Source organism: Kluyvera sp. 1366, assembly GCF_054823405.1.
The window spans coordinates 434,915-450,709 of record NZ_JBTRDW010000001.1; the positions used below are offsets into that span (position 1 = coordinate 434,915).

General features: G+C 56.2%; 13 protein-coding genes. 7 read left to right on the top strand and 6 right to left on the bottom strand.

Going from position 1 to position 15,795, the window contains the following annotated elements; all coding sequences use genetic code 11:
* Nucleotides 1-18 precede the first annotated feature (18 nt).
* Genes arnD through arnB form a run of 4 tightly spaced genes read right to left on the bottom strand, consistent with a single transcriptional unit; the run spans nucleotide 19 to nucleotide 5,000 of the window.
* Nucleotides 19-903, bottom strand: coding sequence for a 4-deoxy-4-formamido-L-arabinose-phosphoundecaprenol deformylase (arnD, locus tag ACVLVH_RS02070; RefSeq protein WP_280173101.1), 885 nt, complete (start codon nucleotides 901-903; stop codon nucleotides 19-21).
* On the bottom strand, nucleotides 900-2,879 hold the full coding sequence (gene arnA, locus ACVLVH_RS02075; protein WP_498948570.1) for a bifunctional UDP-4-amino-4-deoxy-L-arabinose formyltransferase/UDP-glucuronic acid oxidase ArnA: 1,980 nt from the start codon (nucleotides 2,877-2,879) through the stop codon (nucleotides 900-902). The genes arnD and arnA overlap by 4 nt, the downstream gene beginning before the upstream one ends.
* On the bottom strand, nucleotides 2,876-3,862 hold the full coding sequence (gene arnC, locus ACVLVH_RS02080; RefSeq protein ID WP_498948572.1) for an undecaprenyl-phosphate 4-deoxy-4-formamido-L-arabinose transferase: 987 nt from the start codon (nucleotides 3,860-3,862) through the stop codon (nucleotides 2,876-2,878). Before arnC ends, arnA begins: the two co-directional genes overlap by 4 nt.
* 1 nt (nucleotide 3,863) lies before the next feature.
* A complete protein-coding gene (gene arnB / locus ACVLVH_RS02085; RefSeq protein WP_498948573.1) occupies nucleotides 3,864-5,000 on the bottom strand; it encodes a UDP-4-amino-4-deoxy-L-arabinose aminotransferase in 1,137 nt (378 codons plus the stop codon).
* Between the two features lie 243 nt (nucleotides 5,001-5,243).
* On the opposite strand from arnB, the gene ACVLVH_RS02090 reads away from it, so the two are divergent.
* The 4 genes from ACVLVH_RS02090 (at nucleotide 5,244) to ACVLVH_RS02105 (ending at nucleotide 9,430) form a co-directional block, all read left to right on the top strand.
* Nucleotides 5,244-5,453 (top strand): hypothetical protein, encoded by a 210-nt coding sequence (locus ACVLVH_RS02090; RefSeq protein ID WP_101761453.1) that lies wholly within the window; start codon nucleotides 5,244-5,246, stop codon nucleotides 5,451-5,453.
* A 138-nt stretch (nucleotides 5,454-5,591) separates the two neighbouring features.
* Entirely contained in the window at nucleotides 5,592-6,359 is a 768-nt protein-coding gene (locus ACVLVH_RS02095; RefSeq protein WP_210080309.1) for a prepilin peptidase, read from the top strand.
* Between the two features lie 206 nt (nucleotides 6,360-6,565).
* Nucleotides 6,566-7,951: a diaminobutyrate--2-oxoglutarate transaminase gene (locus tag ACVLVH_RS02100; RefSeq protein ID WP_110866938.1), complete on the top strand. Its 1,386-nt coding sequence runs from the start codon at nucleotides 6,566-6,568 to the stop codon at nucleotides 7,949-7,951.
* Nucleotides 7,952-7,963: 12 nt separating this feature from the next.
* Nucleotides 7,964-9,430 carry a pyridoxal phosphate-dependent decarboxylase family protein gene (locus ACVLVH_RS02105; protein WP_110866939.1) on the top strand — a complete coding sequence of 489 codons (1,467 nt, stop codon included), beginning with the start codon at nucleotides 7,964-7,966 and terminating at the stop codon, nucleotides 9,428-9,430.
* A 37-nt stretch (nucleotides 9,431-9,467) separates the two neighbouring features.
* Here ACVLVH_RS02105 and ACVLVH_RS02110 read toward each other — a convergent pair whose 3' ends face one another.
* Nucleotides 9,468-10,394 (bottom strand): LysR family transcriptional regulator, encoded by a 927-nt coding sequence (locus tag ACVLVH_RS02110; protein WP_498948577.1) that lies wholly within the window; start codon nucleotides 10,392-10,394, stop codon nucleotides 9,468-9,470.
* 97 nt (nucleotides 10,395-10,491) lie between these two features.
* Between ACVLVH_RS02110 and ACVLVH_RS02115 the strand changes: the two genes are divergently transcribed.
* A complete protein-coding gene (locus tag ACVLVH_RS02115) occupies nucleotides 10,492-11,355 on the top strand; it encodes an aldo/keto reductase family oxidoreductase (protein ID WP_192412930.1) in 864 nt (287 codons plus the stop codon).
* An 87-nt stretch (nucleotides 11,356-11,442) separates the two neighbouring features.
* Here ACVLVH_RS02115 and pdxR read toward each other — a convergent pair whose 3' ends face one another.
* Nucleotides 11,443-12,927 (bottom strand): MocR-like pyridoxine biosynthesis transcription factor PdxR, encoded by a 1,485-nt coding sequence (gene pdxR / locus ACVLVH_RS02120; protein ID WP_498948579.1) that lies wholly within the window; start codon nucleotides 12,925-12,927, stop codon nucleotides 11,443-11,445.
* A 109-nt stretch (nucleotides 12,928-13,036) separates the two neighbouring features.
* On the opposite strand from pdxR, the gene gabT reads away from it, so the two are divergent.
* Nucleotides 13,037-14,299: a 4-aminobutyrate--2-oxoglutarate transaminase gene (gene gabT, locus ACVLVH_RS02125; protein ID WP_498948581.1), complete on the top strand. Its 1,263-nt coding sequence runs from the start codon at nucleotides 13,037-13,039 to the stop codon at nucleotides 14,297-14,299.
* A gap of 94 nt (nucleotides 14,300-14,393) precedes the next feature.
* Nucleotides 14,394-15,788 carry a GABA permease gene (gene gabP / locus ACVLVH_RS02130; protein ID WP_101761447.1) on the top strand — a complete coding sequence of 465 codons (1,395 nt, stop codon included), beginning with the start codon at nucleotides 14,394-14,396 and terminating at the stop codon, nucleotides 15,786-15,788.
* Nucleotides 15,789-15,795: the final 7 nt, after the last annotated feature.

Below are 15,795 nucleotides of genomic sequence, written 5' to 3' on the forward strand. Positions count from 1 at the left end.
CCGTGGTTCCTGTAAAAATTAGCGCTGGCAGCCTAGCCAGCCTTCACGTCCGGGAATATGCCCGCGTACGATATTGCCCTGTGGCAGCGTAGTGAGATCGTCGGGTAACAAGGCGCTGAGCGGACAGAACTGAATGTCTTGCTGCTCCGCACGTCTCAGCAGATCGGCGAACGCCTCAAGCCCGACAATCCCTTCCACTTCGGCATGAATGGTGTAAACCGGCGAACCGCTTGCGGTATGGATCTGCTCGAGGATGAAGTCATTAAAACCTTCCGCGCTCACCGATTGCCCAACCACTTCATCCCAGGTCGGCAAGGTCACCGGGATTTGTACCGTGCCGGGGCTGCCATCACTGAGAATCGGTATAAATGGACCGCTGCCGCGACAATCACTGTTGTAGCTGAAACCAAACTGCTGCTTGGCAGCCACCACGCGGCCATCGGCGCGCCAGCCCGCCACCGCTGAACAGGTGACATTGTCACCGATGATCGCTTCCAGCACCTGTTTACCGCGCGCAATTTGCTCAACCAGTTTCTCTTGCGGCCACACGCCCGCCCAGGTTTGCCAGGCAAAGTGATCCCACGCATGCAAACCGACTTCATGATGATCGGCGGTGGCGCTGATGATCTCCTCCAGACCGCGACCAATCTCACGTCCCGGCCAGGCGGTGCCGGCCAGCAAAATATCCCAGCCGTAGAGTGATGCGGCGCGCGACCGCAGCATTTTCCACAGGAAACGCGGTTTTAACAGGCGCCACAAGTGGCGCCCCATATTGTCCGGCCCAACGCTGAAAAAAAAACTGGCCTGCAGCTGATGCAAACTGAATTGCTCCAGTAACGCCGGCACGCCAAGTTGGGTGCCGCGCCAGGTATCGACATCGACACGCAAACCGACTTTCTTCATGGTTTATCCTGTAGCTCAACGGTGCGCAGGAAGAAGTCCAGCGTGTTATCGATGGTGGTATCCATCTCTACGGTTGGTGTCCAGTCCAGCAGACGACGCGCGTTTTTGATCGACGGCTTACGGTGTTCCACGTCCTGATAACCTTTGCCGTAATAGCTGCTGCTCTCCACTTCACGGAAGCCGGCAAACGGCGGGAAGTTGCTGCGCAGCGGGTGACGTTCGAAACTCGCCAGCAGACGCTCGGCCAACTCTTTAATGCTGGCTTCGTTATCAGGGTTACCGATGTTGACGATCTGGCCGTCGCAGTTGTTCTGTTTATTTTCGATGATACGGAACAGCGCTTCGATGCCGTCGCGAATATCGGTGAAGCAGCGCTTCTGTGCGCCGCCATCAATCAGCTTAATTGGTGAGCCTTCCACCAGATTGAGGATCAGCTGCGTGATAGCACGAGAACTGCCGATACGCGCGGCATTCAGATTATCGAGGCGCGGCCCCATCCAGTTAAACGGACGGAACAGCGTAAAGCGCAGCCCTTCTTTTTCACCGTAAGCCCAAATCACGCGGTCCAGCAGCTGCTTAGACACCGAATAGATCCAGCGCTGTTTATTAATCGGCCCAACCACCAGATTGGAGTGATCCTCATCGAAATGCTGATCGGTACACATGCCGTACACTTCGGAAGTCGATGGGAAAATGATGCGCTTTTTGTACTTCACGCAGTCACGAATGATTTTAAGGTTCTCTTCAAAGTCGAGCTCAAACACGCGCAGCGGATTGCGTGTGTACTCAATCGGCGTGGCGATGGCCACCAATGGCAACACCACGTCGCACTTCTTAATGTGATACTCGATCCATTCTGAGTGAATGCTGATGTCGCCTTCGACAAAGTGGAAGCGTGGCTGATCGAGGAAACGGCTGATGGCGTCAGAACCGATGTCTAAACCGTAGACTTCGAAGTTATCATCCTGCAGCAGACGCTCGGTGAGGTGGTTACCGATAAAACCGTTCACGCCGAGAATCAGCACGCGCGTGCGTCGTTTCACCGCCGCCACTGGCTGAGAATAGAGCAAGGCGCCCTTCACCATACCGAGGTTTTGCGCCAGCTGGCTGCCGTTCATAAACACGCCGTTATCGCTTTGACCGGTCACCACTTCCAGCGCGCCTTCAGCGCAGGCGATCAGGAATGGCTCAACAGAAAGCACGGTACCCGGTTTGGCCTGATGTTCAGTGCTGTGTACGCGACTTTTCCACACCACGAATTTCACCGTTCCGGCATAGGCGAACGCGCCGGGCCACGGATAGGTCACCGCGCGCACCAGATTATTGACCGTGTGCGCCGGTTGTTCCCATTTAATGCGGCCATCTTCTGGCGTGCGGCGCCCCACAACCGTGGCTTCGCGCTCATTTTGTGGTGTGGTAACGATATCGCCGCGTTTCACCGCCGGTAATGCGCCTTCCAGCACCTGCGTTGCACAGGCAACCAGCTTGCGATGCAGCGTTAACGCATTGTCCTGCTCGTCAATCGCCACGCGCTGTTGCGCCACGATGTCACCGGCATCGGCGCGCTTCACCATGCGGTGCAGCGTTACGCCGGTTTCGGTTTCGCCATTGACCAGCACCCAGTTCAGCGGTGCGCGGCCACGGTATTTGGGCAGCAGCGAACCGTGCAGGTTAAAGGCCCCCAAACGCGCACTGCTGAGAATGCAGTCGTTCAACAAAGCGCGGTAATAGAAGGAGAAGATGTAATCCGGTGCCATGGTTTTAATGCGATCGACCCACAGCGGATGATTGACATCCTCCGGCGCATAGACCGGAATGCCCTGCTCAGCGGCTAAACGCGCAACGGAGTCGAAAAAGTGGCTCTCAGTTCCTGTGTCTGAGTGGGTGAAAATAGCGCTGATTTCATAACCAGCGTACAGAAGTGCAGAAATACCCGCACAGCCCATTTCGGCGTAGGCGAAGACGACAGTTTTCATTGCTCAATTTCCTGTACAGATGAGGCGTTTTGCTGTGGGTGAATCACACGTTGGATGAAGTAGCGCGGACGGGCGCGTACGTCGTTGTAAATGCGGCCGATGTATTCGCCGAGTAATCCCATACCGATGAACTGCGCGCCGACAAAAATAAACAGCACCGCGAACAGCAGGAACACGCCATCACCGGCCCATGCCGCGCCGAGGAACAGACGCAGCACAATCAGAATCAGCGAGAAGGCAAAACCGGCCAGCGCAATCAAACTGCCGACGATGCTCAGCAAGCGCAGCGGCGTGGTGGTCAGGCAAGTGACCAGGTCATACATCAGGTTAATCAGCCGCATAAAGCTGTACTTTGAATCGCCAAATTCGCGCTCGGCGTGCGCCACCGGCAGCTCAATGGTGCGGCGCGCAAAGGTGTTGGCGAGGATGGGAATAAAGGTGCTGCGTTCGTGGCAGTTCAGCATCGCATCGACGATATGGCGGCGATAAGCGCGCAGCATGCAGCCGTAATCGCCCATCGCTTTGCCAGTGACGCGCTGAATCAGATGATTGATGGTGCGTGAGGCGCGACGGCGGAACCAGCTGTCCTGGCGGTTTTGACGCACGGTGCCCACCACGTCATAACCCTGCTTAGCCGCTTTCACCAGGTTCGGGATCTCTTCCGGCGGGTTTTGCAGATCGGCATCCAGCGTGATGATCAGGTCGCCGCTGACGTGGCTAAAGCCCGCCATGATCGCCGAGTGCTGACCGTAATTACGGTTCAGCAACACGCCAACCACATGGCTGCCCGGCATATCGGCGGCATCGGCAATCATCTCGCCCGAGCGATCGCTGCTGCCGTCATCGACCAGCAGAATCTCGTACGCCAGATTTAATCCCGCACAGGCCGCATCAGTACGACGCACCAGTTCCGGCAGGCTCTCCTCTTCGTTGTACACCGGGATCACCACGGAGACTTTGCGAATGGCTTTTTCTTCCAGCATGTCAAACTCCAGCGATATGACGTAATGCGCTAATCACGCGCGTGACATCTTCATCGCGCATATCAGGGAACAACGAGATTGAGCAGATGCGATCGCTATTCCATTCGGTGTGCGGCAACGAGAGTTGCGGATAGCGTTCGCGATAATATTTGTGGGTGTGCGCGGCACGGAAATGCAGCCCGGTGCCGATATCCTGTGCTTTCAAGGTTTCCATAAGCGCATCACGACTGATGCCGCACTGCGCCTCATCAACGCGAATAATGAACAGATGCCACGCGTGTTGATGTGACCATTCTGGCTGCGCCAGCGGCAGAAACGGCGTATTCGCCAGTTCAGTGAGATAGCGCTGCGCAATCGCCGCGCGGCGCTGATTGATGGCGGGCAGCTTTTTCAGCTGCACCAAAGCAATCGCTGCGCTGATATCTTGCAGGTTGTATTTGAAACCCGGCATGATCACTTCGGCCTGCGGCTTGCGGCCGTGCGTGTGGCGATCGTACGCATCGACGCCGAGTCCGTGGAATTTCAGACTGCGCATGCGGTCGGCCAACGCCGCATCATCGGTGACAATCAAGCCACCTTCGGCGCAGGTCATGTTTTTGATGGCGTGGAAGGAGAAGATCGCCGTGCCCTGCTGGCCAACGTGCTTTTCTTTGTAATAACAGCCTGCGGCGTGCGCCGCATCTTCAATCACCGGAATGCCATGGCGCTCACCAATAGCGCGAATGGCATCTATATCGGCGGGCGCGCCAGCGTAATGCACCGGAATGATGGCGCGCGTACGCGGCGTGATCGCCGCTTCAATCAGCTCCGGCGTTACCATCAAGGTGTCGCGGTCGATATCGATCATCACCGGCGTCGCACCCAGTAGTGTGATGATGTTGATGGTGGAAACCCAGGTCAGCGAAGGCGTGATCACCTCATCGCCAGGCTGGATGCCCAGCGCCAGCAGCGTGACGTGCATCCCCGCCGTGGCGGAGCTGACAGCAATCGCATGCTGATTGCCAGTGAGCTGGCAAAAAGCCTCTTCCAGTTCGGCATTTTTCGGGCCGGTGGTGATCCAACCCGACTCAAACACCGATTTAACGGCGGCTAACTCTTCTTCACCCAACGAGGGCCGTGAGAATGGTAGAAAATTCATTATGTTACCTTGGAATTAAGCACTATTTAACGGCCATTTATTCCAAAATACGCGGGTTAACTTAACGCAACATTAAATGAGAAGGGTACTAAGTCGGCTTTTTCTGACACGTTGAGGATTGGTAGAGGAAGGGACAAATTTGCCGGTTTATCATCATGAACCAGCACACTTCTTAAGGTTAAATTAAGGTTTTGACCCTATACTAAGTCAGGATATGTTTTATAACGTCTGGAGGATAATGCGATGAGTACGGCTACTGACAGACTTTCTCAGGCAGCGCTGCGCCGCCACCATATTGGGGTGAAAACCAAAGGATTGCGCTATCGCGGCGATCTATATGTGTTCCGCTATAACGCCGGCCACTACGATGTGTTCCTTAATAACGACCGCGTAATGTCATTGAATACCAGCAATGTGCAGGAAGCGATCCAGCTGTTTAAGCAGCAAGCTTAATCTTCTCCTCTCCATTTCTGGAGCCCGCTCTGCAATCCCGATGTATGCCGCTGTAACGCCCTTTTACCTCTCGCACCTATCCTCGCTTCGGCGTAAAGTCCTGGCAACGACAAGCCTGGATGGCGCGAGGTATGAGTAATGGAATACGTACATGGCTTAATTAGTGGCCTATTAGGATTGGCCGTAGGCAGCTTTCTTAACGTGGTGATCTCGCGGTTGCCATTGCAAATAGTGCACCCGAACACTCCGCTAAATGTGTGTTGTCCGCCCTCTCACTGCCACCAATGCACCACCGCGCTGCGCTGGCGCGACAACATTCCGCTCATAAGTTGGTTACTGTTACGCGGTAAATGCCGTTATTGCCATTGTAAAATCAGCGGGCGTTATCCACAGGTGGAGATAATTACCGCGCTTCTGACGCTGCTGCTTATCTGGCTGATGCCAGTCAATATGCAATTGCTGGGCGCGCTCATATTGTTCTGGGCGTTAACGGTATTAGCCTTTATTGACCTCGAACATCTGCTTTTACCGGATGTGATTACGCTGCCCTTGCTGTGGATTGCGCTGCTGTTTAAAGCGATGGGATGGCTACCCGGCTCATTACAAGAAGCGGTATGGGGATCCATAGCGGGATATTGCGTGTTGTGGGCGCTATCGATTTTATATCAATGGATTAGAGGCATTGAGGCGTTAGGGATGGGCGATGCAAAACTGCTGGCGGCAATCGGCGCCTGGTTGGGCTGGTCGCTTTTACCCTGGGTGCTTTTATTGGCTTCGGGCGGCGCTATTTTATGTGTTTTGATTTCCAGAGTTAGCGGGCAGCGCGAGCTCAATCACGTCATCGCCTTTGGTCCGTGGATCGCCTTAGCGGCTATAAGTCTCTTTATTCATTCGATTATTTTTTAACCACCCCAACTGCGGTGCGAAATTAAGTGGCCAATTTCTGGCCAACGCCCTGATTCATATATGGAAAGAGTAAACAAATCTAAACAAAATTAATCATTGTGATGTAGGTCAAAAGGCTCTATATTGGCCGCGTTTTTTCACAGCTGTTACTTTTTTGTTCAATTAGTCAATTGGCGAGCCTTACGTGCCCCGGTTGAAGGAGAGATATGATGACGGATAAAGTCCGTATTGATAGTTTTGGTGCCAATGCATTCAACGGAAATAACGACGCATTCTTAGCCCGTCAGGCTGAGTTTGAATCTAACGTCAGGAGTTACCCGCGCAAACTGCCTTTAGCTATCGCTAAAGCCCATGGCGTGTGGATCACAGATGTTGAGAATAAACAATATCTTGACTGTCTGGCTGGCGCAGGGACGCTGGCACTGGGTCACAACCATCCTGATGTTCTCCAGAGCATTCAAAATGTCATTACCAGCGGCTTGCCGTTACATACTCTTGATCTGACTACTCCACTGAAAGATCAGTTCTCTGAGTCTCTGCTCTCGCTGCTGCCAGGCCAGGGTAAAGATTATTGCCTGCAGTTCACCGGTCCTTCTGGTGCCGATGCGGTTGAAGCCGCGCTGAAACTGGCGAAGAAAGCCACTGGCCGTAGCGGCGTGATCAGCTTCTCTGGCGGTTATCACGGTATGACGCACGGCGCGCTGTCCGTCACCGGTAACCTGGCACCGAAAGAAGCGGTTGATGGCATGATGCCAGAAGTGCAGTTCATGCCTTATCCGCATCAGTATCGTTGCCCGCTGGGTATCGGTGGTGAAGCTGGCGTGAAAGCGCTGACCTATTATTTCGACAACCTGATCAACGACGTGGAAAGCGGCGTGCGTAAGCCTGCTGCAGTAATCCTCGAAGCCGTTCAGGGCGAAGGCGGCGTGAACCCAGCTCCCGCTGAGTGGCTGCAGCGCATCCGTAAAGTGACGCAGGAACACGGCATTCTGTTGATTCTCGACGAAGTTCAGGCTGGCTTTGCCCGTACCGGCAAATTCTTCGCCTTCGAACACGCCGGCATCGAGCCAGACATTATCGTGATGTCTAAAGCTGTGGGCGGTGGTCTGCCACTGGCTGTGCTGGGCATCAAAAAGCAGTTCGACGTTTGGTCACCTGGTCATCACACCGGCACCTTCCGTGGCAACCAGCTGGCGATGGCTACCGGCCTGACCACGCTGAAAATCCTCAAAGAGCAGGATATTGCAGGCAAAGTGGCTGCGCAGGGTGAATGGCTGAAACAGCAGCTGGCCGCGATGCAGAAACGCTTCCCGGTAATTGGTCACGTTCGTGGTCTCGGCATGATGATCGGTATTGAGATCGTTAAACCGAACGAAGCGGCCGATCACATGGGCAGCTTCCCGGCTGACGGCGAGCTCTCTGCGCTGCTGCAGAAGAAGTGCTTCGAAGCAGGTCTGATTCTGGAGCGCGGTGGCCGTCATGGCGCAGTTCTGCGTCTGCTGCCTTCACTGCTGATCACCAACGATGAGCTGGCGATTTTCCTGGATAAATTTGAGCAGGCGCTGATTGGCGCTGGCGTCAAACCTGTTTGATTGGAAGAGTAAATGTCTGAAGTAAACCCGATTCTGGCCGCCTCTGCACAGAGCATTGAGGCGTACCAGCAGGCGATTGCCCAGAGCAGCGCCGCGGTTGTGCAGTGGCTGCAACAGCCTGAGATGTATCAAGGCAAAAGCGTTGCCGAACTGCGCGAGCGTATCACGCTCGACTTCAATCCAAACGGCCTGGGTAACCAGGCCGCGATTGAACGCGCGATTGAATATTTCCTGAAAGACAGTCTTTCAGTGCATCACCCGCAATGTGTAGCGCATCTGCACTGCCCGAGTCTGGTGGTAAGTCAGGCGGCAGAAGTCCTGATCAACGCCACCAATCAGAGTATGGATTCGTGGGATCAGAGCCCTTCTGCCACCATCATTGAGATCAAACTGATCGAATGGCTGCGTGCGCAAGTGGGTTACCCTGCTGGCGACGCCGGTGTGTTCACCAGCGGCGGCACCCAGAGCAACCTGATGGGTCTGATGCTGGCACGCGACGCCTTCTATCAGCGTCAGGGTCACTCGGTGCAGCAGCACGGGATCACTGGTGATCTGCGTAAGATCAAAGTGCTGTGTTCTGAAAACGCGCACTTCTCCGTACAGAAGAACATGGCGCTGCTTGGCCATGGCTACCAATCTGTGGTGCAGGTGAAGTCTGATGAGTTCGCCCGTATGGATGTGTCAGACCTGAAAGCCAAACTGGCGCAGGCCGACGCTAACGGCGAACAGATCCTGGCGATCGTGGCGACTGCCGGTACCACCGATGCCGGTGCGATCGATCCGCTGCGTGAAATTGCCGGCATTGCTGCCGAGCGCAACATTTGGGTACACGTTGATGCAGCATGGGGCGGCGCGCTGCTGCTGTCCGAGAAGTATCGCGACTACCTCGATGGCCTGGAGCGGGTGGATTCCGTCACTTTGGACTTCCATAAACAGTATTTCCAGACCATCAGCTGCGGTGCGTTCCTGCTGAAAGATGAGCGTCATTACGAGCTGATGCGTTATCAGGCGGCTTACCTGAACTCTGAGTTTGACGAAGAGGCCGGCGTACCGAATCTGGTATCCAAATCCCTGCAGACCACGCGTCGTTTCGATGCGCTGAAGCTGTGGATGGGTCTGGAAGCGCTGGGTCAGAAACAGTATGCGGCGATCATCGATCACGGTGTGACGCTGGCGCAGGAAGTGGCGAAGTTTGTTACCTCTGAACCACGCCTCGAGCTGGTGATGCAGCCTCAGCTGGCGAGCGTACTGTTCCGCTATCGTCCAGAGCAACTGACCGATACTGCTCAGATTGCGCTGTTCAACCAGCGTATTGGCGATGCGCTGCTGGATTCAGGCCGCGCCAACGTAGGTGTGACCGAGAATCAGGGCGTAACCTGCCTGAAGCTGACCTTGCTGAACCCAACCGTCACGCTGGAAGATGTTAAACTCCTGCTGGCGCTGGTTGAGAAAACGGCGAATCAGCTGCTGAACGCATAATTACCTGTGATGCGAATGAGCCGATAACTGGCAACGGTTATCGGCTTTTTTTTGCTTCTGCACTTGAATTCAGTTCGCGCACATAATCCAGAAACGCCTGTAGCGGCGCCGGAATCAACCGGCGATCGTTGTAATAGAGCCAAAGGCCAGAGAAGCTTTGCCACCAATCCGGCAGAATCGGCTGCAGGCTGCCATCACTCAGCGCCGGTCTAATCCAATCCTCAAATAAGTAGACCACGCCGCAGCCAGCGATTGCCGCTTCTACCGTCAAGTCCATCGCCGCGCCGATACTGCAAATCAGCGGACCTTTCGGCTGCAAGCGCACGGTTTCCTCGCCGCAGGTAAATTCCCATTCGGCAATCACGCCAGTCGCATAGCGTCCGTGTAAACAGCGATGCTGCACTAAGTCGCGCGGATGTTGCGGCGTACCGAACTGCGCCAGATACGCGGGTGATGCCGCCAGGGCAAAGCACTGCGTGCGCGGACCGATTGGCAGTGCCACCATGTCTTGCTCCAGATGATCGTCATAACGAATGCCGGCATCACAACTATCGCGGAACACATCCTGCACATTACTTTCCGCCACCACTTCCAGCTGGATATCGGGATAGCGCTTTAGAAATCCCGGCACAATCGCCGGTAACACAATGCGCGCGGCGCTCACCGGCACATTTAAGCGCAAGGTGCCGCCCGGCGTATCGCGGAACGTGTTCAACGCATCCAGCGCCGCATCCACTTCGTTCATCGCCGGAAGCAGGCGCGACATCAGCGCCCTGCCGGCTTCAGTTAACGCCACGGTGCGCGTGGTGCGATTAAACAACCGTACGCCAAGTTGCTCTTCGGCACGCCGCACCGCATCGCTCAAGCGCGACGGATTACTGCCGGTTATGCGCGCCGCCTCGCGAAACCCGCCTGCTTTGGCCACCGCCACCACCGCGTGCAGCAAGGCGATATCCAATGCCATTGTTCGCTACCTCGTACACTGTGTCCCAATTTGTACGGATAGTTGCACAGCGTTTTGGCGATTACAATCTAACCACACACTGACGAAGGAGCTTTCCATGTCTCATCCAGCATTGACTTACACCCTTGGCGACCGCCAGGTTGCACGACTCGGTTACGGTGCCATGCAGTTAGCCGGTCCCGGCGTGTTTGGTCCGCCGAAAGATGAAGCGCGTGCTTTACAGGTGCTGCGCGATGCGGTCGCAGCAGGCGTGAATCACATTGATACCAGCGACTTCTACGGTCCGCATATCACCAATCAGCTGATCAAAAAAGCGTTACACCCTTACGCCGACGATCTGGTTATCGTCACCAAAGTAGGCGCGCGCCGCAACGATAAAGGCGGCTGGTTACCGGCATTCACGCCAGAAGCGCTAACGCAAGCGGTGGAAGATAACCTGCGCAATCTTGGGCTTGATGTGATGGAAGTGGTTAATCTGCGTTCGATGCTGGACGTGCACGGACCGAAAGAGGGTTCGCTGGAGCCGCAGGTTGAAGCGATGATCAAGCTAAAAGAGCGCGGGCTGGTTCGACACATTGGTCTGAGCAACGTGACGGCTAAACAGGTGGCCGATGCCCAGGCGATGACGCCGATCGCCTGCGTGCAAAATCTCTATAATCTGGCCAATCGTCAGGATGAGGCGCTGCTCGACCAACTGGCAGCGCAAGGCATTCCTTATGTGCCGTTTTTCCCACTCGGCGGATTTTCACCGCTGCAATCGGATCAGCTGAGCGAGGTAGCGATTGAGCTCAATGCTACGCCGCTGCAGGTGGCGCTGGCGTGGCTGCTGCAGCGTTCGCCTAATATTCTGCTGATTCCGGGAACGTCATCGCCGGAGCACCTGAAGCAAAACCTGGCGAGTAGCGAAGTGACACTTACGCCAGAAATTGTGCAGCGGCTAAACACCATCGGCCAGCGATAGAGCACCCTTCGTAGCGGCGCCATTTATTGCGCGTGTTTTGCCATATACATTGCGCAACAAATTGCGCCGCTACGGATTATTCACTGTTTAAATGATTTTTGCCTCGGCCAGACAACCTTTGAGAATACCAAACGCATCCTGACACTGCCGCTCATCGACGCAGGCAAAACCCAACAGCAAGCCGCGCCGCTCCTGCGGATGCATATAATATTGCGACAACGGCCGCACCTTCACGCCACGCCGTAGCGCCAGCGCGGCGACCGCCACATCGTCGCAGCCGGTTGGCAAATTCATTACCAGGTGCAATCCCGCCTCATGATTCACTACCGGCAGAAAATCGGCGCCCAAATAACGCTCAATCAGGCTCACCATAAAGCGCCGCCGCTGGCTGTAGAGCTTGCGCATGCGGCGAATGTGCGACATGTAATGCCCTTTTTGGATGAACTCTGCCAGCGCGCGCTGCACCAGCAAATGCCCGCCGCGATAGAGTTCCGCCGCCGCCACGCGCAGCGGCTGCGCCAGCGCTTTTGGCACCACCAGATAACCGAGACGCAGCGCCGGATAAAGCGTCTTGCTAAAAGTGCCCATATAAATCACCGGCGCATCCGGCTCAAAGCCTTGCAACGACGGGAACGGCTGGCCGGAGAAGCGAAACTCGCTGTCGTAATCATCTTCCACCAGCCAGGTTTTGTGTTTGCGCGCCAGATCGAGCAGCTGCTTGCGCCGCTCCAGGCTGAGATGCACGCCCAGCGGATATTGATGTGACGGTGTCACGAAAATCATCTTCGGTGCACGACTGCGCGGTGGCAAATCGGGGGTCATTCCCTGCTCATCCACTGCAATGGCGTTGATTTTCAGTCCGTTAATGCGCAGCAGATTGCGCGTCCCCCAATAACCAGGCTCTTCGATCCACACCTGATCGCCGGGATCGCATAACACGCGCGAAACCAAATCCACCGCCTGATGAATCCCTTCAGTAATGATGATTTGATCGGCATCGGCGCGTACCGAACGCGCCACGCTCAGGTACTCCGCCAGAGCAGCACGCAGCTGTGCACAGCCGCCGTTGCTGCTGTAGATCAGCCGTTCGATATCCGGTTCACGGTTCAGACGCGCCTGAATCTGGCTGAAGAGTTTATGCGGGAACTGCGTGACATCCGGCGCGCCAGGCACAAAAGCGCCCCACTGATATGGCGAGGCATTGGCATGGCCGAGCAGCGAAGCGCCGCGTTTGGAAATCGCCGCCGGTTTCGCGGTTAACGTTTCGATCGGCGCCACGTTGCGCGGCGTGTTCAGCGATCCCTCCGGCAAATTTTCTGCAATCCATGTTCCGCTGCCGGTACGCGCCGTGACGTAGCCTTGTGCCATCAAATTCTCATACACGTTCAACACCGTGTTGCGCGATACCGACAGCTCGCGCGCCAAATCGCGCGTGGCGGGCAGGCGCGTGGCGCGCGGAAAAATGCCTTCTGCGATAGCGGCTTGCATACAGCTCAGCAAACGCTGCTGCAACGTCCCTTCCGGCATAAACTGCATGCGCTCTAATACATGATCGGCGTACAAACTTCGCAATTGGCTCCCCTCTTTTCACTGAAAGTGGCTCTGGCAAGATAACTTAGCGCAGGCATAAATAAGCGTGTTTGTCGTGATTTGTAAAGACGCTTATCGCTAAGGAAAGGTTATGGAAGGTAAAAACAGCCAGTTGCAGCAACGTAAAGATGATGCCCTCCCACGCGGCACCGGCAATCTTTGTCAGTGGTACGTAGAGCACGCGGAGAACGCCACGCTGCGCGATGGTGAAGGCAACAGCTGGATCGACTTCGCTGGCGGCATCGCGGTGCTGAACACCGGGCATCGCCATCCGCGCCTCGTGCAGGCGATTGCCGATCAGTTAGAGAAATTTACCCATACCGCATTCCAGGTGACGCCGTATGAGAGCTATGTGGCGCTGGCGGAACGCCTCAATCGCGTGGTGCCGATTGCCGGTAAAGCCAAGACCGCGTTCTTCTCCACCGGCGCTGAAGCGGTAGAAAACGCAGTAAAAGTGGCGCGTGCGGCGACGCGTCGTCACGGCATCATCACCTTCGGCAACGCCTTCCACGGTCGTACTTTCATGACCATGGCAATGACTGGCAAAGTGGCCCCTTACAAACGCGACTTCGGTCCGATGCCCGCGTCGGTGTGGCACGCGCGCTATCCCAACAGCGTTACCGGCATCAGCGTTGATGATGCGCTGGCCAGCTTGCAGGATATTTTCACGCAGGACATCGCGCCACAGGATGTTGCGGCCATCGTGCTGGAGCCAATTCAGGGCGAAGGCGGCTTCCACGTCGCGCCGCCTGAATTCTTCAACCGCCTGCGGTCGCTGGCCGATGAGCACGGCATTTTGCTGATTGCCGATGAAGTACAAACCGGCTTTGCCCGCACCGGCAAATTGTTCGCGATGGATCACTATACGGTGAAACCGGATCTCATCACCATGGCGAAAAGCCTCGCGGGCGGCATGCCGTTATCGGCGGTCAGCGGCCGGGCCGAGATTATGGATGCGCCGGGTCCAGGCGGCTTGGGTGGCACCTACGCTGGCAATCCGCTGGCGATTGCCGCGGCGCATGCGGTGCTGGACGTGATCGCCGACGAGAAGCTGTGCGAACGTGCGCAACAACTCGGTGCGCAGTTAACCGACTTCCTGCACAGCGCACGCAGCCAGTATTCCTCCATCACCGACATTCGCGGCCTTGGCTCGATGATTGCGGTGGAGTTCGCCAGCGCGCAAACCGCGCAAACCATCCAGCAACACGCGATGGCGCGCGGGCTGCTGCTGCTTACTTGTGGCCCGCAGGGCAATGTCATCCGCTTCCTCTATCCGCTCACCATTCCTGGTGCGCAGTTCCGCCAGGCGCTGGAGATCCTCAGCAGCGTGCTGAGTCAACACGCCGATTCGTAACAATCTACCCAGCTCGCGCGGCGGGCTGGGCTTCTCACCTGTTGTAACCCGGCTGCGCGTGGCGCGGCCCGAGAGACGCTTTGGAGAAACATTGATGAGTTCACAGAATGCCGATGTACTGGCGCAAGGCCTGAAGCCGCGTCATGTGCGGATGTTATCGATTGGCGGCGTAATTGGTGCCGGATTGTTTGTTGGCTCTGGCCATGCGATCGCCGAAGCTGGCCCGGCGGTACTGCTGGCCTACATCGCCGCGGGCGCGTTGGTGGTGCTGATTATGCGCATGCTGGCCGAAATGGCGGTGGCGTCACCGGATTCCGGCTCTTTCTCCACCTACGCCGACAAATCGCTGGGCCGCTGGGCCGGTTTCACCATCGGCTGGCTGTACTGGTGGTTCTGGGTGTTAGTGATCCCGCTGGAAGCCAACGCCGCTGGCACCATCCTGCATTCGTGGTTTCCACAAGTTCCGGTGTGGGAGTATACGCTGGCGATCACCACGTTCCTGACCATCAGCAACTTATTCAGCGTCAAAAACTATGGCGAGTTTGAATTCTGGTTCGCCCTGCTGAAAGTGGTGGCGATTGTCGCATTTCTCTGCGCGGGTAGCTTAGCGGTGTTTGGTTTGATGCCGGGCAGCAGCACGCAGGGGATCTCACATCTGTATGACACGCAAGGCTTTATGCCTAACGGCATCGGCGCGGTGCTGGCGGCAATCCTCACGACCATGTTCTCTTTTATGGGTACTGAGATTGTCACCATTGCCGCCGCCGAATCGCGCGAGCCGAAGAAACAAATTACGCAGGCCACCAACTCGGTGATCTGGCGCATCGCGCTGTTCTATCTGCTGTCGATCTTCATCGTGGTGGCGCTGGTGCCGTGGAATACGCCATCGCTGATGAAAGCAGGTTCTTACCAGACGGCGATGCAGATGATGAACGTGCCTTACGCTAAGCAGATCGTTGATGTGGTGGTGTTGATTGCGGTGTGTAGCTGTCTCAATTCTGCGCTGTATACCGCATCGCGCATGATCTATTCGCTTTCACGTCGTGAAGATGCGCCTGCCGTCGCGTCGCGCACCACCCGCAGCGGCACGCCGTGGGTAGCGGTGTTGCTCTCCACGGCGGCGGCCTTCCTCGCGGTGATCGCTAACTATCTGGCGCCGAGCGCAGTATTTGAGTTCCTGCTCGCCAGTTCCGGCGCCATCGCGTTGCTGGTGTATCTGGTGATCGCCGCGTCTCATCTGGTGCTGCGTAAAAAGCGCGAAGCGCGCGGTGAAATCCTCAGCTATCGCATGTGGCTGTTCCCTGGCCTGACGTGGGCGACGATGGTGTTCATCGTTGGCGTGTTGGTTGCCATGCTTTTCAACCAACAACACCGTCCAGAGATTATCGCCACCGGCCTGTTGACGCTGGGTGTCGTCGCCGCCAGCCGTATTGTGCATCGCAAACGCGTGGCGCGGAAAAACGAGGAGATGGTGGCGTTACGTTCGTAACGCATGA